This is a genomic window from Frankia sp. CoWAU3, assembly GCF_977971855.1.
The window spans coordinates 46,354-63,474 of the sequence record NZ_CDWWXB010000002.1 but is presented as its reverse complement, the minus strand read 5'-3'; the positions used below and the strand labels follow the sequence as shown (position 1 = coordinate 63,474).

The 17,121-nt window shown below is 70.5% G+C and carries 15 protein-coding genes and 1 pseudogene; 13 read left to right on the top strand and 3 right to left on the bottom strand.

Features of this window, described 5'->3' with window-relative positions; all coding sequences use genetic code 11:
- Positions 1-1,292 (top strand): NAD-dependent DNA ligase LigA (gene ligA / locus AC08ON_RS00700; RefSeq protein ID WP_476616279.1); only part of this gene is annotated, 1,292 nt, incomplete at its 5' end.
- Positions 1,293-1,311: 19 nt separating this feature from the next.
- Here the strand turns inward: ligA and AC08ON_RS00695 are convergent.
- Both AC08ON_RS00695 and AC08ON_RS00690 read right to left on the bottom strand, forming a co-directional pair.
- Entirely contained in the window at positions 1,312-1,728 is a 417-nt protein-coding gene (locus AC08ON_RS00695; protein ID WP_476605989.1) for a hypothetical protein, read from the bottom strand.
- The gene (locus tag AC08ON_RS00690; RefSeq protein ID WP_476605990.1) at positions 1,725-2,024 is read right to left on the bottom strand and encodes an ACT domain-containing protein; all 300 of its coding nucleotides are present in this window, start codon (positions 2,022-2,024) and stop codon (positions 1,725-1,727) included. Before AC08ON_RS00690 ends, AC08ON_RS00695 begins: the two co-directional genes overlap by 4 nt.
- Before the next feature lie 353 nt (positions 2,025-2,377).
- Between AC08ON_RS00690 and gatC the strand changes: the two genes are divergently transcribed.
- The 12 genes and pseudogenes from gatC to leuA all read left to right on the top strand — a co-directional run bounded on the left by gatC (position 2,378) and on the right by leuA (position 16,735).
- Positions 2,378-2,674: an Asp-tRNA(Asn)/Glu-tRNA(Gln) amidotransferase subunit GatC gene (gatC, locus tag AC08ON_RS00685; RefSeq protein WP_476605991.1), complete on the top strand. Its 297-nt coding sequence runs from the start codon at positions 2,378-2,380 to the stop codon at positions 2,672-2,674.
- A 13-nt stretch (positions 2,675-2,687) separates the two neighbouring features.
- Positions 2,688-4,214, top strand: coding sequence for an Asp-tRNA(Asn)/Glu-tRNA(Gln) amidotransferase subunit GatA (gatA, locus tag AC08ON_RS00680; protein ID WP_476605992.1), 1,527 nt, complete (start codon positions 2,688-2,690; stop codon positions 4,212-4,214).
- A gap of 94 nt (positions 4,215-4,308) precedes the next feature.
- A complete protein-coding gene (locus tag AC08ON_RS00675; RefSeq protein WP_476605993.1) occupies positions 4,309-4,503 on the top strand; it encodes a hypothetical protein in 195 nt (64 codons plus the stop codon).
- Between the two features lie 12 nt (positions 4,504-4,515).
- The gene (gene gatB, locus AC08ON_RS00670) at positions 4,516-6,033 is read left to right on the top strand and encodes an Asp-tRNA(Asn)/Glu-tRNA(Gln) amidotransferase subunit GatB (RefSeq protein WP_476605994.1); all 1,518 of its coding nucleotides are present in this window, start codon (positions 4,516-4,518) and stop codon (positions 6,031-6,033) included.
- 302 nt (positions 6,034-6,335) lie between these two features.
- On the top strand, positions 6,336-8,015 hold the full coding sequence (locus tag AC08ON_RS00665) for a penicillin-binding transpeptidase domain-containing protein (RefSeq protein WP_476605995.1): 1,680 nt from the start codon (positions 6,336-6,338) through the stop codon (positions 8,013-8,015).
- A gap of 277 nt (positions 8,016-8,292) precedes the next feature.
- Positions 8,293-10,167, top strand: a complete 1,875-nt coding sequence (locus tag AC08ON_RS00660; RefSeq protein WP_476606026.1) for an acetolactate synthase large subunit — start codon at positions 8,293-8,295, stop codon at positions 10,165-10,167.
- Positions 10,167-10,691: an acetolactate synthase small subunit gene (gene ilvN, locus AC08ON_RS00655; RefSeq protein ID WP_011438015.1), complete on the top strand. Its 525-nt coding sequence runs from the start codon at positions 10,167-10,169 to the stop codon at positions 10,689-10,691. The genes AC08ON_RS00660 and ilvN overlap by 1 nt, the downstream gene beginning before the upstream one ends.
- Positions 10,692-10,744: 53 nt before the next feature.
- Positions 10,745-11,734 carry a ketol-acid reductoisomerase gene (gene ilvC / locus AC08ON_RS00650; RefSeq protein WP_011438014.1) on the top strand — a complete coding sequence of 330 codons (990 nt, stop codon included), beginning with the start codon at positions 10,745-10,747 and terminating at the stop codon, positions 11,732-11,734.
- A 293-nt stretch (positions 11,735-12,027) separates the two neighbouring features.
- Positions 12,028-13,617, top strand: coding sequence for a phosphoglycerate dehydrogenase (gene serA / locus AC08ON_RS00645; protein ID WP_476605996.1), 1,590 nt, complete (start codon positions 12,028-12,030; stop codon positions 13,615-13,617).
- Positions 13,618-13,897: 280 nt separating this feature from the next.
- A pseudogene (locus AC08ON_RS00640) lies at positions 13,898-13,984 on the top strand (SCO2583/SCO2584 N-terminal domain-containing protein); the annotation flags it as partial.
- 150 nt (positions 13,985-14,134) lie between these two features.
- Positions 14,135-14,752 (top strand): septum formation family protein, encoded by a 618-nt coding sequence (locus AC08ON_RS00635; RefSeq protein WP_476606027.1) that lies wholly within the window; start codon positions 14,135-14,137, stop codon positions 14,750-14,752.
- Between the two features lie 249 nt (positions 14,753-15,001).
- Entirely contained in the window at positions 15,002-16,735 is a 1,734-nt protein-coding gene (gene leuA / locus AC08ON_RS00630; protein ID WP_476605997.1) for a 2-isopropylmalate synthase, read from the top strand.
- On the opposite strand, the gene AC08ON_RS00625 is transcribed toward leuA, so the two are convergent.
- Positions 16,732-16,926 (bottom strand): DUF1059 domain-containing protein, encoded by a 195-nt coding sequence (locus tag AC08ON_RS00625; protein WP_476605998.1) that lies wholly within the window; start codon positions 16,924-16,926, stop codon positions 16,732-16,734. The two genes, leuA and AC08ON_RS00625, sit on opposite strands and share 4 nt — an antisense overlap.
- Between the last annotated feature and the right edge of the window lie 195 nt (positions 16,927-17,121).

The following is a 17,121-nucleotide window of genomic DNA, read 5'->3' as shown; positions in this document are numbered from 1 at the left end:
TGCCCGGCGTGCTGGACTACGTGCACCGGTGGGGCGACGCGCGCCACGGCGTGGTGCACGAGATCGACGGAGTGGTCGTCAAGGTCGACTCGTTCGCCCTGCAACGCCGGTTGGGCTCCACCTCGAAGTCCCCCCGCTGGGCGGTGGCCTACAAGTATCCGCCGGAGGAGGTCACGACCAAGCTGCGCGATATCCGGGTGAACGTGGGCCGCACCGGCCGGGTGACCCCCTTCGGGGAGCTGGAGCCGGTCCTGGTCGCCGGGTCCACGGTGGGCCTCGCGACCCTGCACAACATCGACGAGGTCGGTCGCAAGGGGGTGCTCATCGGGGACACGGTCGTCCTGCGCAAGGCCGGGGACGTCATCCCGGAGATCGTCGGCCCGGTCGTCGACCTGCGAGACGGTTCCGAGCGGGCCTTCGTGATGCCCACGCGCTGCCCGGAGTGCGGCACCGAGTTGGTGCGGCCCGAGGGCGAGGTCGACATCCGTTGCCCGAACACCGTCTCCTGTCCCGCGCAGTTGCGGGAGTCGATCTTCCATTTCGCATCCCGGGGGGCGATGGACATCGACGGGCTCGGGTATGAGACGGCGATCGCCCTGCTCGAGGCGGGCCGGGTGCGTGACATCGGCGACATCTTCCACCTGACGCCCGAGTCCTTCGAGGGGCTGCGCGGGTTCGCGCAGAAGAAGATCGACCAGATTCTGTGGGGGGTCGAGGCCGCGCGGAACCGGCCACTTTGGCGGCTGCTGGTCGGCCTGTCGATCCGCCACGTCGGGCCCACGGCGGCGCGGGCGCTCGCCCGGGAACTGCGGTCGCTGGAAGCGATCGCCGCCACGTCGGCCGAGGACCTCGCCGCGGTCGAAGGGGTCGGTCCGAAGATCGCCGGCGCGGTGCTCGACTGGTTCGCCGATGAACGGCACCGCGACATCCTCGCCAGGATCGCCGCCGGCGGGGCACGGCTCGCCGACGTCGGCGCGGAGGAGGGCCCACGTCCCCTCGACGGCGTCACCGTCGTCATCACCGGCACGCTCACCGACTGGAGCCGCGACTCGGCCAAGGAGGCGGTCGAGGCGCGCGGCGGCAAGGTCACCGGCTCGGTGAGTAGGAAGACCACCGCCGTCGTCGTCGGCGCGGATCCGGGGGCCTCGAAGTACGACAAGGCGCGCAGTCTCAGGATCCCCATGCTGGACGAGGCCGGATTTGCCGTTCTGCTGGCGCAGGGGGTCGACGCGGCCAGCAAGCTCGCCGTTCCCGCCGACGGTCCCGAGAAGGCCGAGATCCCGGTGGAATAACCCGGGGAGGCTCCCCCACTCAGAAACGGTCCGTCCTGGTCAGGCTCGCGGCGATGCCCGACAGATGGGCCAGTCGGTCGATCTCGGAGGAGCGGAACCGGGGGCCGCCGGGCCGCCCGACCAGGATCACCAACCGGTCGCCGCCGACCGGGGCCGCGGCGAGTTCCATGCTGACCGCCCGCCAGCGAGGCGGGAAGGCGCCATCCTCGGCCCCGATCCGCCGCGGCCGTTCCAGCGGCAGCCAGGGCAGGGGTAACCGGACCCGTTCGGGGACACCGAGATCGTCCCCGCCGAGGGCCGGAGCGCCCACCGAGGTTTCCCGGACCCTGATGTCGTCCGGCCCGACGTGCTCCAGCAGCACCGCCCAGTCGGCGTGGAAGACGCCGGGCGCGAGGTCCGTCAGGGTCGCCACGGCGTCGTGCGGCCGATCGGTCATGGCGTCCACCAGGTCGAGGTCGTTGCCGATACCGCCCCCGTCGGCGAGAGAAATGGCCGAAGCGACTCGACGATCACGCCTGGAACCGAATGAGCGGCGGTGAGGACGCGATCGGCGAGGCCGTCCGGTGGCAGAAGCGCGAGCAGATCGTCCACGGCTCCGTCGGCGGTGCGCTCGATGACGGTGATGCTGACGATGTCGATGCTCGCCCTGCCCAGGGCCGTGGCCACCGCGCCGAGCGCTCCAGGGCGGTCCGGCAGCACGAGGCGAAGCAGATACGACATGTAGCTGAGCATGCGCAAAGAGCATGTCGGCGGGATGGCCGGCCGGTCACGCGAAGATAACGTCCCCGCCCGGCCGGCGGCTCCCCCAGGACCACAGCACAGGAACCTCGCCGAAGGTGAGGTGACGGAAACCCCGAAGGGCGGCCTGGGCCAGGAGAGCAGCGGGGGGCGGCGTCCGCGGGGGTCCCGCCGCGGCCCGTACGATGACATCACGTCGACGCGGCGATGCGTCCGGTCCGGGACCGTCCGCCCGGGGCGCCCCAGGGGTGCATCCGGCCTCTCCCGGTTCCGGTTCCCGCATCCGTCGCGGCGCCCAGGACCAGTCACGGGCCCCGCGCCCACCGCCCACGAAGGGGCCACACGCCATGGCGATCACTCGGGACGAGGTGGCTCACCTCGCCCGCTTGGCGCGGATGTCGGTGACCGGCGACGAGCTCGATGCGCTGGCACCGCAGCTCGAGGCGATCCTGTCCGCGGTCGCCCGAGTCTCCGAGATCGCCGCCGGGGACATCCCGCCGACCAGCCACGCCGTGCCGTTGACCAACGTCTTCCGGCCGGACACCATCTGCCCGTCGCTGCCCGTCACCGAGGCCCTGGCCGGTGCCCCCGCCACCGAGGACGGGCGGTTCCGGATGCCCCGTATCCTCGATCCGGACGAATGAGGTCGCCGCCCGCATGACGGAGAACATGACGGAGAACCCGACACCTCCCGGCACGACTGACGTCGTGCGCCTGTCCGCCGCCGCGACGGCGGCCGCGATCGCCGCCGGCAGGCTGAGTGCCGTCGAGGCGACCCGGGCGGCGTTGGACCGCATCGCCAAGGTCGACGAGACCGTCCACGCCTTCCTGCACGTGGACGCCGACGGCGCGCTCGCCGCGGCCCGGTCGGTCGACGACCGGCGCGCGGCCGGGGAGCGCCTCGGGCCGCTCGCCGGGGTGCCGTTGGCGCTCAAGGACGTCTTCACCACCCGAGGGATGCCCACCACCTGCGGCAGCCGCATCCTCGAGGGCTGGCGTCCCCCGTACGACGCCACGGTGGTGAGCCGGCTGCGGGCCGCGGACGTCGTCCTGCTGGGTAAGGCCAACATGGACGAGTTCGCCATGGGCTCGTCGACCGAGAACTCGGCGTTCGGGCCGACCCGCAACCCCTGGGACGTCACCCGCATCCCCGGCGGCAGCAGCGGCGGCAGCGCCGCGGCCGTCGCCGCCTTCGAGGCGCCGCTCGCCCTCGGCACCGACACGGGCGGTTCCATCCGTCAGCCGGCAGCCCTCTGCGGTCTGGTCGGGGTCAAGCCCACCTACGGTGGGGTCAGCCGCTACGGGCTGGTCGCCTTCTCCAGCTCGCTGGACCAGGCCGGCCCGCTGACCCGCACGGTGACCGACGCGGCGTTGCTGTACGCCGCGATCGCCGGCCACGATCCCCTGGACTCCACGAGCGTCGACGCGCCGGTTCCCGCGGTCGTGGCGGCGGCACGGCAGCGCGACATCCGCGGTATGCGGGTCGGTGTGGTCCGCGAGTTCGCCGGCGACGGGTACGACCCGGGGGTCGAGGCCGCCTTCGCCGCCGCGGTCGAGGCGCTGACGGGCCTGGGCGCCCAGGTCGTCGAGGTGAGCTGCCCGCACTTCAGCTACGCGCTGCCCGCCTATTACCTGATCGCGCCCAGCGAGTGCTCGTCGAACCTGGCTCGCTTCGACGCGATGCGCTTCGGGCTGCGGATCGGCGACGACGGTCGGGCCGGGGCCGAGGAGGTCATGAGCCGCACCCGCGAAGCCGGCTTCGGCCCGGAGGTGAAGCGGCGGATCATCCTGGGCACCTATGCCCTGTCCTCGGGGTACTACGACGCCTACTATGGCCAGGCGCAGAAGGTCCGTACGCTGATCAGCCGCGACTTCACCGCCGCGTTCGAGCAGGTCGACGTCCTGGTCTCGCCCACCACCCCGACACCGGCCTTCCCGCTGGGCGCGAAGGTCGACGATCCGGTGGCCATGTACCTGTCGGACCTGTGCACGATCCCGTCCAACCTCGCGGGCGGCCCGGCGATGAGCCTGCCGTCCGGGCTCGTGGACGGGCTGCCGGTGGGTATCCAGATCATGGCGCCGCCGTTCGCCGATGACCGGCTCTACCGGGTCGGCGGGGCGCTGGAGGAGGCGTTGGACGTCGAACGCGGCCATCCGTTGCTCGACGAGGTCCCGGCGCTGTGAGCGGGCGCCCGGCGCTCTCGCGGGTCATCCGTGTTCCGGGTGTGGCGGCCGCGGTGACGGGCCGCCGACCGCGAGGGAAGGGAAGGAAACGGCGATGGTGAGTCTGCGCAGCGGCCGACAGGACCGGTTCCTGGTGGGCGTGGTGTGGCTGCTCACCATGCTGGTGCTGGGTCTCGGCATCGCCACGCTCAACCCGGTCCTGCTCGTCTGGGGAGTGCTCGGCCTACCTGCCGCGGTGTTCCTCACCTACGTGCACGTCCGCGACACCCGCCCACCCAGCGACCCATGAGGAGTTCATCCGGTGAGCACAGTGGCTCCCGCCGGCGCGCTGCCGTCCTACTCCGACGTTCTGGCCCGCTACGAGCCGGTGATCGGATTGGAGACGCACGTCGAACTCGGCACCGCTTCCAAGATGTTCTGCGGCTGCGCGACAGCCTTCGGTGCCGAGCCCAACACGCAGGTCTGCCCGGTGTGCCTCGGGCTGCCGGGTTCCCTGCCGGTGGTGAACGAGGCGGCGGTGCGCTTCGCGGTCATGATCGGACTCGCGTTGCACTGTGAGATCGCGTCGTGGTGCCGGTTCGCGCGCAAGAACTACTTCTATCCCGACATGCCGAAGAACTTCCAGATCAGCCAGTACGACGAGCCGCTGTGCACGAACGGCTGGCTCGACGTGGAGGTCGAGGGCGAGGTGCACCGGGTGGGCATCACCCGGGTGCACATGGAGGAGGACACCGGCAAGTCGCTGCACGTCGGCGGCGCCACCGGCCGCATCCACGGCGCCACCCACTCGCTGGTCGACTACAACCGGGCCGGCATCCCGCTCGTGGAGATCGTGACCGAACCGGACGTGCGTTCCCCCGAGGTGGCCCGGGCCTACGTGGATGAGTTGCGGGAGCTGATCCGGGCGCTCGGGGTCTCCGACGTCCGGATGGAGCAAGGATCGCTGCGCTGCGACGCCAACGTCTCGCTGCGCCCGCGGCCGGCGCCCGGCGACCCGGACGCTCCCTTCGGCACCCGCACCGAGACGAAGAACCTCAACTCGCTGCGGTCGGTGGAACGCGCGGTGCGTTACGAGACCACCCGGCAGGCCGCGTTGCTCGACGACGGCCAGCGCATCATCCAGGAGACCCGCCACTTCGACGAGGCGTCGGGCCGCACCTCGTCGGGTCGCTCCAAGGAGGAGGCCACCGACTACCGGTACTTCCCGGAGCCTGATCTCACCCCGTTGGCCCTGCCCGCGGAATACGTCGAGCGGCTGCGGGCCGGCCTGCCGGAGTTGCCCGCGGCGCGCCGGGCCCGGCTGATCGCCGAGCACGGCTACACCGCGCGGGACCTGCAGGACCTGCGCAATGCCGCGGTCCTCGACCTGGTCGAGGAGACCATCGCCGCCGGCGCGGCCCCGGCGACCGCCCGCAAGTGGTGGCTCAACGAGCTGGCCAGGCGCGCTTCGGACGCCGGTCTCCAGCCGCGCGATCTTAAGATCACCCCGACCGACGTCGCCCGGATCACCGCGCTGGTGGCCGCGGGCGAGCTCACCGACGCGCTGGCCCGCAAGGTCATCGACGGGGTGCTCGCCGGTGAGGGCACGCCCGACGCGGTGATCGCCGGCCGTGGGCTGGCGATCGTCGCGGACGACGGCGCGCTCACCGCGGCCGTCGACGCGGCGCTCCTCGGTGCCCCCGACATCGCCGAGAAGGTCCGCGGTGGCAAGGTGAACGCCGTCGGTCCGCTGGTGGGCGCGGTGATGAAGGCGATGAAGGGCCAAGCGGACGCGGCGGCCGTGCGGCGACTGCTGCTGGAGCGCCTCGGCGTCTCCTGACACCGCTTCCCGGCCCTCGGCTTCCCGGCCCTCGCTCGCCCGATCCCCGATTTGTCGTATTCAAGATGATTCGCAGATTTTAGCGCCATTCGTTCGAGAAACGTCCGACCGGTCGCCGCCGTCCCCCGTGCCGTGGGTTGCCTCTCCGTGATCCGAGCTCGGGAGGACCACGTTCTCCTGCTGTGTCGGACCCGCGTGTCGGGTTGCCGACGTCGTACGGCGCGTCGGATGCGAAGGGCCGGAGGCCTCCATAGGGTGGGTCTCCCATCGGGGTGTCACGATCGAGGGGAGAGCGTGCCGCCGTGCCCCCTACACCTTCCGGCTTCACCGCGTCAACCTCCCGCCGCCGGGGCCGGGGCCGCCGGACGGCGATCATCGTCGCGGTCGTCGTCGTCCTGCTGGCCGTCGCCGGCGGCGTCGGCTACGTCCTGAACAACCGCGCCGCCGACCGGAAGGTCCAGGCCGCGGCCGACTCCTACCTGGCCGGTTGGCGGACGCTGACGACTTCCGGTGGGACGGCGACCCCCGGCTCCGCGGCTGTCGCCGCCGTCTCCACGCCCGGGAGTATCGACGTCGCGCGCCTGGTGGGCACGATGGCCGAGGTGCGTGACCGCCTGCTCGTCACAGCGGCTACGTTTACCCCGGGCGCGATCAGCCGCAGCGGCGAGACGGCGACCGTGCCGTACCTGGCCAGGCTCACGCTCTCCGGTCTGCCGACGCCGCTGGAGTACACCGGGGCGCTGCATCTCGTCTCGACCGGCGGCGGGTGGCGGGTGAAGGCTGATCCGCCCTCGGTGCATCCGGCCCTGCGCCCAGGGCTGCACCTGGACCGGACCGCCTCCACAGGTAAGCGGGGGGACCTGCTCGACGTGGCGGGCCAGCCCCTACGGGACTCCTCCGACCTGGCGGGCAACCTCGTCGGTCGGACGGCGCCGCTGTCCGGGTTGCAGCGGGTGTACGACGACCGGCTGCGGGCGCAGGGCGGCGCGGTCGTCGTGCGGGATGCGAAGAACGCGACCGTGCAGACGCTGCACACCTATCCGATGACCGACGGCGAGGCGATCCGTACCACGATCGACCTGCGGGTCCAGCAGGCCGCCGAGGCGGCCCTGGCCACCGCGGCCCGCCCGACCGGGGCGATGGTCGCGATCGACACTCGTACCGGCGCCATCCTGGCCCTGGCCAACCATCCGCCCAGCGGGTCGGGCCGGGCTGTCCGGGGCAAGTACCCACCGGGTTCCACCTTCAAGATCGTGACGGCCACCGCCGCGCTGATGAACGGCAAGGCGCCGGACATGCCCCTGGACTGCACCCAGACGGTCAGCGTCGGCGGTCGGACCTTCCAGAACGCCGAGTCCGAGCAGTTCGGCCCCATCCCGCTGCGGACCGCGTTCGCCAGGAGCTGCAACACCGCGTTCATCCGGCTGGAGGAGTCACTCCCGGACGGCGCGCTGGAGAAGGCCGCCCAGCTTTACGGCTTCGACGGCCGACCACCGCTGGATATCGCCAGCGTCGGGGGGACCTTCCCGACCCCGCGTGACGTGGTCGAGTCGGCGTCGGCGTCGATCGGCCAGGCCCGCATCGAGGTCTCCCCGCTGCAGATGGCGAGCGTCGCCGCGGCGGTCGCGAGCGGTACCTGGCGCCAGCCGTTCGTCGTCGGCCAGTCGGCGCGCAGCAACCCCATCCCGCCCGTGGTGCTGCCCCCGCTGCGGGACTTCATGCGGGCGGTCGTCACCGAGGGCACCGCCGCGAAGGTCCCGATGCCCGGCGAGGTCTTCGGGAAGACCGGCACCGCCGAGTACAAGGACGGCAACCCGCCGCCGACCCATGCGTGGTTCGTCGGCTACCGGGGCGATGTGGCCTTCGCGGTGGTCGTCGAGGACGGCGGCTTCGGCGCGGAGACGGCCGCGCCGGTCGCGGCCAGGTTCCTCACCGCGTTGGACGGTGGCCAGATCGGTGCGCCCGGCTCCGGCGGGCAATGACCTGGCTGGACCGGGTGCCCGGCTGGACCCGGTGCCCGGCGATGCTTGACGTGGGCCGGGAACTCCGGCAGGGTAGAACCGTGCATCTCGGGATTCTCGTACGCTCAGAGCGCGCATAGTCGACGACGTCGACCTGTGCGCCGCCCCTCAGTGCCTCGGCACGAGGGGCTTTTTCGTGCAGTGAGCACTGCCTCGTGCCAAGCCTGCGTGGTCGTGCTCAGCTGGCAGAGCCGTGCCCGCCGGGCCCGGTCCCGCCGGTCCCGCAGTGCCAGCCGAGATTGCCACGTGCCACGTACATCCCCGGCCTGTCAAGGAAGACGACCAGATGACACGAGAGATCACCGGAGCCCAGTCGCTCGTCCACTCCCTTGAAGCGGTCGGAGCCGACGTGGTCTTCGGCATCCCCGGCGGCGCGATCCTGCCCGCATATGATCCACTGTTCGACTCCACCCGAGTGCGACATGTCCTTGTCCGGCACGAGCAGGGCGCGGGTCATGCGGCCGAGGGGTACGCGCAGGCCACCGGGCGGGTCGGGGTGTGCATGGCGACGTCGGGGCCGGGGGCGACCAACCTGGTGACCCCGATCGCCGACGCCTACATGGACTCGGTGCCGATCGTGGCCGTCACCGGGCAGGTCCCCAGCCCCTCGATCGGGACCGACGCCTTCCAGGAGGCGGACATCTGCGGCATCACCCTGCCGATCACCAAGCACAACTTCCTGGTCCAGTCCGCCGACGACATCCCGCGGATCATCGCGGAGGCGTTCCACCTGGCGGCGACGGGCCGGCCCGGACCGGTGCTCGTCGACCTGCCCAAGGACATCCTGCAGTCGGTCACCTCCGTGCTGCCGCACGATGTCTGGCCGCCGGCTCTCGACCTGCCCGGTTATCGTCCGGTCACCCGCCCGCACGGCAAGCAGGTGCGCGAGGCGGCGAAGATGATCAGTGCTGCCCGGCGTCCGGTGCTCTATATCGGTGGGGGAGTGCTCAGGGCCCGCGCTGCCGCGGAGCTGCGGACACTTGCGGAGCTCACCGGCATCCCGGTGGTCACCACCCTCATGGCCCGCGGCGCCTTCCCCGACTCCCATCCCCAGCACCTGGGCATGCCCGGCATGCACGGGTCGGTCGCCGCGGTGACCGCGTTGCAGAAGGCGGATCTGCTGATCACTCTCGGGGCCCGCTTCGATGACCGGGTGACCGGCAGGCTGTCCTCCTTCGCGCCCGGTGCCGCGGTCATTCACGCCGACATCGACCCGGCCGAGATCGGCAAGAACCGGCCCGCGGACGTGCCGATCGTCGGTGACTGCCGTGATGTGATCAACGAGCTCGTCGCCGCGCTCGTCCTGGAGGAGCGGCCGGGCCTCGCCGCCTGGTGGCGGACGCTGGACGGCTGGCGCCGGACCTACCCGCTGGGCTACGACCAGCCGGCTGACGGCTCGCTGGCCCCGCAGTACGTCATCGAGCGGCTCGGGAAGATCGCGGGACCGGAGACCATCTTCGCCGCCGGCGTCGGGCAGCACCAGATGTGGGCCGCGCAGTTCATCTCCTACGAGAACCCCTACACCTGGCTGAACTCCGGCGGCGCCGGCACGATGGGCTACGCCGTGCCGGCCGCGATGGGCGCCAAGGTCGGCCGCCCCGACGCCACGGTGTGGGCCGTCGACGGTGACGGCTGCTTCCAGATGACCAACCAGGAGCTTGCGACCTGCGCGCTGGAGGGAATCCCGATCAAGGTTGCCGTCATCAACAACGGGTCGCTCGGCATGGTCCGCCAGTGGCAGACCCTCTTCTACGACAAGCGGTACTCCAACACGGAGCTCGGGACGCACCCGGACTCCCCGCGGACCGGCGGCGCAGGGGCGTCTGGGCGGGGCGCAGGGGCGTCCAGGAGGGTGCGGGTGCCCGACTTCGTCCGGCTGGCCGAGGCGTTGGGCTGCGTCGGGCTGCGCTGCGAGACGGCGGCGGATGTCGACGCGACGATCGAGAAGGCGATGGCGATCGACGACGCCCCGGTCGTGGTGGACTTCGTCGTGCATCCCGACGCCATGGTGTGGCCGATGGTCGCCGCCGGCGCCAGCAACGACGACATCCGCATCGCGCGCGACACCGCGCCGGACTTCGACTACTCCGGCGACGCCGAGGTGAACATCTGATGACCCGCCATACCCTGTCCGTGCTGGTGGAGAACAAGCCCGGGGTGCTGGCCCGGGTCTCGGGCCTGTTCTCCCGGCGCGGGTTCAACATCGAGTCACTCGCGGTCGGGCCGACCGAGCAGCTTGACATCTCCCGGATGACGATCGTCGTCGTCGTGGAGGACCTGCCGCTGGAACAGGTGACCAAGCAGCTCAACAAGCTGATCAATGTTTTGAAGATCGTCGAGATGGACACCTCCGCCTCGGTGCAACGTGAGCTGATGCTCGTGAAGGTGCGCGCCGACCTGTCGGTGCGGTCCCAGGTCCTCGAGACGGTCGCCCTGTTCCGTGCCAAGGTGGTCGACGTCGCCCAGGACGCCGTCACCATCGAGGCGACGGGAACCCGCGACAAGCTGGACGCCCTCATCCGCATGCTGGAGCCGTTCGGAATCCGGGAACTGGTCCAGTCCGGCCTGGTGGCACTCGGCCGCGGATCGCGTTCGATCACCGATCGCAGCCTGCGAGCAGTCGACCGTCCGGCCTGACCGGGACCGTCGCGCGTCTTTTTCCCATCCACTCAACGAGGAGATTCCCCACGATGGTCGAGATCTACTACGACGATGACGCCTCGCTGGACGTCCTGGCCGACCGTAAGGTCGCCGTCATCGGCTACGGCAGCCAGGGCCACGCGCACGCGCTGAACCTGCGCGACAGTGGTGTCGACGTGCGGGTCGGCCTGCCGGCGGACAGCCGCAGCCGGGCCAGGGCCGAGGAAGAGGGCCTGCGGGTCCTCACCCCGGCGGAGGCGTCCGCCGAGGCCGACATCATCATGCTGCTCACTCCGGACACCACCCATCGCACGATCTACGCGGAGTCCATCGCCCCGCACCTCACCGCGGGCAAGGCGCTGGCGTTCGGGCACGGTTTCAACATCCGCTACGGGCTCATCGAGCCGCCGGCCGGCGTCGACGTGTTCATGGTCGCTCCGAAGGGGCCGGGTCACCTGGTGCGGCGGGTGTTCGAGGAGGGCAAGGGCGTTCCCGTCCTCGTCGCGGTGGAGGCCGACGCGAGCGGCAACGCGCTGGCCGTCGCGCTGGCCTACGCCAAGGGCATCGGTGGCACCCGGGCCGGTGCGCTGAGGACCACCTTCACCGAGGAGACCGAGACCGACCTGTTCGGCGAGCAGGCCGTGCTCTGCGGCGGCGCCAGCGCGCTCGTGCAGGCCGGCTTCGAGACCCTCGTCGAGGCGGGCTACACCCCGGAGGTCGCCTACTTCGAGTGCCTGCACGAGCTCAAGCTCATCGTCGACCTGATGTACGAGGGCGGCATCTCCCAGATGCGGTACTCGATCTCGGACACCGCGGAGTACGGCGATGTCACGCGTGGCCCGCGCGTCATCACCCCCGCCGTGAAGGCCGAGATGCGCAAGATCCTCGACGAGATCCGTGACGGCGCGTTCGCTCGCGAGTGGGTGGCCGAGGACGACAACGGTCGGCCGAATTTCACCAAGCTCGTGGCGGAGGGCAAGCAGCACCCGATCGAGCAGGTCGGCGCGAAGCTCCGGCCGATGATGTCTTGGATCGCCTGATTTCTGGATCTCCAGGTAGGTCCCGCGGGTCGTCGGGCGGATCGTGCCCTCTCGGGGGCGGCCGTGGTGCGCTGCCGCCGTCCCCGGGTGCGTGCCGTCCCCGTCCGGGCACGCCGTCGCCGTCGGTCGGCGGAAAGGGCTCGGAGTCCACGGCGGGCGTCGGTAGGCTGGGCCCGCCGCCTCGTGCGGTGTCCGCAGTATCCACGTTCATCATCGCCAGGCCGAAGGCCACGTGATCACGCCTCGTTCCGCGTCGCCTCCCGGTCTGACCCGAGGTCGCTAGGAGAGGTCCAGTGCCTGTCGTACTCGTTGCCGAGGAGCTCTCACCGGCCGGGCTGGAGGTGCTGTCCGGGGACTTCGAGGTTCGTCACGTCGACGGTGCCGACCGGTCCGCGTTGCTGCCCGCCATCGCCGACGTCGATGCCGTGATCGTCCGGTCGGCCACCAAGATCGACGCCGAGGTGCTCGCCACCGCGGGAAAGCTCAAGGTCGTCGCCCGGGCCGGCATCGGGCTGGACAACGTCGACGTCGCCGCCGCCACCCAGCGCGGTGTCATGGTGGTCAACGCGCCGCAGTCGAACATCGTCAGTGCGGCCGAGCATGCGATCGCGCTGCTGCTCGCCGTCGCCCGGCGGGTTCCCGCGGCCAGCGAGGCACTGCGCGGCGGCGAGTGGAAGCGCTCGAAGTACGTCGGTGTCGAACTCGTGGAGAAGACGGCAGGCGTCGTCGGCCTCGGGCGGATCGGCGTGCTCGCGGCGCAGCGGCTCGCCGGCTTCGGGATGAAGGTCATCGCCTACGACCCGTACGTGTCGGTGGCCCGTGCCGCGCAGCACGGCGTGACCCTTGTCGACCTCGACGAGCTGCTTCGGCAGAGTGACGTGATCACGATCCATCTGCCCAAGACGCCGGAGACGCTCGGTCTGATCGGCACCGACGAGCTGGCCCGGACCAGGCCCGGTGTCATCATCGTCAACGCGGCGCGCGGCGGCCTCGTTGACGAGGCTGCGCTCGCCGAGGCGGTCCGCTCCGGTCAGGTCGGCGGTGCGGGCATCGACGTCTTCGCCAAGGAGCCCACGACGGCCTCCCCGCTGTTCGGGCTCGACAACGTCGTCGTCACCCCCCACCTCGGCGCGTCCACCCAGGAGGCGCAGGACAAGGCCGGGCTCGCCGTCGCCCGCTCGGTGCGGCTGGCGCTGCAAGGCGAGTTCGTGCCCGACGCGGTCAACGTGCAGGCCGGTGGCGTCGTGGCCGAGGACCTCCGGCCGGGTCTTCCGCTTGCGGAGAAGCTCGGGCAGCTCTTCTCCGGCCTCGCGGGCAGCCTGGCCGCCGCGATCACCGTCGAGGTGCGGGGCGAGATCGCCGTGCACGACGTCTCGGTGTTGCAGCTCGCGGTGCTCAAGGGTGTGTTCACCGACGTGACCGAGGAGCAGGTCACCTACGTCAACGCGCCGCTGCTGGCCAAGGAGCGCGGGGTCGACGTGGCCTTGGAGACCGCCGAGGACAGCCCCGACTATCACAACCTCGTGACTGTGCGAGGAGTCCTCGCCGACGGCACGCCCGTGTCGGTGAGCGGCACGCTTGTCGGCTCACGGCAGGTCGAGAAGATCACCGCGATCGACGGGTTCGAGGTCGACATCCGGCCCGAGGCGCATCTGGCATTCTTCCGCTACGAGGACCGGCCGGGGATCGTCGGCGCGGTCGGTGCCCTGCTCGGCGAGGCGCACATCAACATCGCCAGTGCGCAGGTCAGCCGCCTGCAGGCCGGCGGCGAGGCGTTGATGTCGCTGTCGCTCGACGACGCGGTCGCCCCCGACATCCTGGCCGAGATCGCGAAGATCATCGGCGCTTCCTACGCCAGGGCCGTAAGCATCAGCAGCGAATGACTCCTTCCCCACACGGTGGCTTCGCCGCCGTGTGGGGTCTCCGCAAAGGCACCTTCGGCGATTTTGCGGGGGGAGTCGTGGGGGCCTTCGGTGGTCCGGGGTGTTCCTCGGGTTGCCGTGGATTACCTGGGCTGGGTGGGGTTTACCAGGGGTAGCTGCGGGCGATCTCAACGGTAGGCGATCGATTGGGTACGGGTAGCGGTGGCATGGGGACGTGATCCAGGTGATCTTTCCGTGGAACGTGCGCCGTAGTCGTGGTGTCGGGTTTACCGTGGCTAGCATGGCGTCGCGGCATCAGGACCCGTTCGAGGGGCTTCGCCTGGATGAGCGATTCGTCCGCGGAGCCCGGTTTCTCGAACCGTCCGCGGCCGAGCGCAGCCGGCAGCACGGCCGGCCGGCTTCCAGCCGTTGTCAGGTCGTCCCAGCTTCCCGGGGTCTGCCCGGCTTTTTCCATCGGCTGGTGGCGCCGCCCAGACCACCGGGCCGTCCCCGCCAGATCGCGCGAATGGTCACGTTCATGGCCATCATCGTCGGGATGATCACCATCACCGTCGTCGCCCTGCGGCAGACGGCGAACCGGACCAGCCCGACCGTCGCACGGCTGGTGCCGACCACGTCGTCGGGGTCCTCCGCGGCCACCAAGCAGACCGCCGTACCGGCTGCCACCGGCACGCTGACCGGTCCCCCCGCCGGCTTTGGGATCAGGCCGGACCTGCTCGCGGCCCTGCGGCCGGGTGACTGCCTGAACTGGACCCCGTATCCGGCGGGCTCGCCCGCCTCGGTCGATCCGGTGGTGCCCGTCCGGGTGAGCTGCCGGGAGCCCCACATCGACGAGGTCACCCGGATGGTCGACCTGGCGGTGCTCTTCCATCGCTGGCCTGGCGCGTCGGTGGTCGCCGAGGTGACGGACGAACGCTGTGCCGGAGCACTGCGCGAGTTTCCCGGAACCGTCGACAGCACTCCGCACCGCACCGTTGGCACGATCTACCCGTCCGAACCCAGCTGGCAGCTCGGTGCGCACGCGGCCGTGTGCACCGTGCGCACCGACGACCTGCGGCCCCGCAGCGGTCAGTTCCGTGTCCCCGGCGCCGTCGCGGCACCGGAGTTTCCTCGCGGTCGGCCGAACATCCGGTAATGTTGGTGCGCGATGCGTGCGCTGCTTCTCCTTAGCCGCCGCGGCGGGGCCTGATACCCGAGCTGGCTTCCCCGTCGCGGTGTTTTCGTGTGTCAGCGTCGGGATCCTCGCCATCCGGCGGTCCAGCGTCCAGGTGCGGCCTGACGCTCCTCTGCTGATTCTCCGCGGATCCTCCGGCATCCAGTCACCCACGTCGCGAACCGTGCGATCACGGTCGCGGGGGACTCTTTCGAGGAAGCAGGAGCAGGAATGACCACGCAGCAGCCGTCCGGCATGCCGGTCGAGAAGTACCGTCCGTTCGTCCCCGTCTCACTTCCCGACCGGGCCTGGCCCGAGCGGACGATCACTCGCGCCCCGCAATGGTGCAGTGTCGATCTGCGCGACGGTAACCAGGCACTGATCGACCCGATGACCCCCGCCCGCAAGATGCAGATGTTCGAGCTGCTGGTGGCGATGGGGTACAAGGAGATCGAGGTCGGGTTCCCGGCGGCCAGCCAGACCGACTTCGACTTCATCCGGCAGCTGATCGAATCAGATCGCATCCCGGACGACGTCGTCATCCAGGTCCTGACGCAGGCGCGGGAGGACCTGATCGAGCGCACGGCCGCGTCGCTGGTCGGCGCGTACCGGGCGCTGATCCACCTGTACAACTCGACATCCACGTTGCAGCGGCGGGTGGTGTTCGGTCTTGATCGGGCGGGGGTGACCGAGATCGCGGTGCAGGGCGCCCGGTGGTGTGCCCAGTACGCCGAGAAACTGCTGGACGGCACCGATGTGCGCTGGCAGTACAGCCCGGAGTCGTTCACCGGCACCGAACTCGACTATGCGGTGGAGGTGTGCGAGGCAGTCATGGACGTGTGGGCGCCGACCCCGCAGCGTCCGGTCGTGCTGAACCTGCCGGCGACGGTCGAGATGTCGACCCCGAACGTCTACGCCGACCAGATCGAATGGGTCGGGCGGAACCTGACCCGCCGGGATGCCGTCGTGCTGTCCCTGCATCCGCACAACGACCGGGGCTGCGCGGTCGCCGCGGCGGAACTGGGTGTGCTGGCCGGCGCCGACCGGGTCGAGGGCTGCCTGTTCGGCAATGGGGAACGGACCGGAAACGTCTGCCTGGTCACGCTGGGGATGAACCTGTTCTCGCAGGGGATCGACCCGATGATCGATTTCTCGGACATCGACGGGATCCGGCGCGCGGTGGAGTACTGCAACCAGCTGCCCGTCCATCCCCGTCATCCCTACGGCGGCGACCTCGTCTACACCGCCTTCTCCGGCTCCCATCAGGACGCCATCAAGAAGGGTTTCGAGGCCATGGAGCGCACCGGCCAGACCCGCTGGGAGGTGCCCTACCTGCCGATCGACCCGAAGGACGTCGGCCGCTCCTACGAGGCGGTGATCCGGGTGAACAGTCAGTCCGGCAAGGGAGGGGTGGCATACCTGCTGAAGTCCGAGCACTCCCTGGACCTGCCGCGCCGGCTGCAGATCGAGTTCTCCGGTGTCGTACAGCGCCACACCGACTCCGCGGGCGGCGAGGTGACGGCCGAGGAACTCTGGACGATTTTCCGCAGCGAGTACTTCCTGGACGGCGCGGAGGGGTCCGGCCCGCTCGAACTGCTGGGCTCCCGGACGACGGCGGCGTCGGGCGATCGGGATGAGGTCTCCGTCTCGGTCCGTTTCCAGGGGGCCGACACGGTGATCACGGGAACCGGCAACGGCCCCATTGACGCATTCGTCACGGCGCTCGCCAGCCGCGATCTGACCGTGCGGATTCTGGACTACAACGAGCACGCCCTGGGCTCGGGAGCGGATGCGCGAGCGGCCGCGTACCTCGAGGTGGCCGTCGACGACCGGATCTTCTGGGGAGTCGGGATCGACGCCAACATCGTGACGGCGTCCCTGCGGGCCGTGGTGAGTGCCGTGAACCGGGCTGCCCGGGACCGTTCGGTGCCCGCGCGGGCTGGTCGTGGTGGTGGCGCTGGTTAGTCGTGGTGGTCCGCCGGTTCTACGTCGTGGATAGTCTGGCGGACCTCGTCCAGCATCGACTCCGGGATATCCGTCATACCATGATCAACTTGCGCGTGGGTGTCGACGGAACGGAGAAGATCGTCTTCGGTGGGGGCGATCATGCGCGTCTCGCAGTCGTGCATGATCGCACCACAGTAGAATTGCTTCATGCTCGGGTGCCGGACGATGATCTCTGCCGGCGCGGAATGGCTCCTGGCCGCTGGGCTCGGCGACATGAGCGCCTGCGCGGTCCAATAGCGGTTTCGCCTCATGTGGACATTTCCGCGAGCCGTAGCATCAGACGCTCCATCCGTACCAGGCCGAGTGGGCGCCCCATCTCGGTCACGATTATCACGGGATCGAAT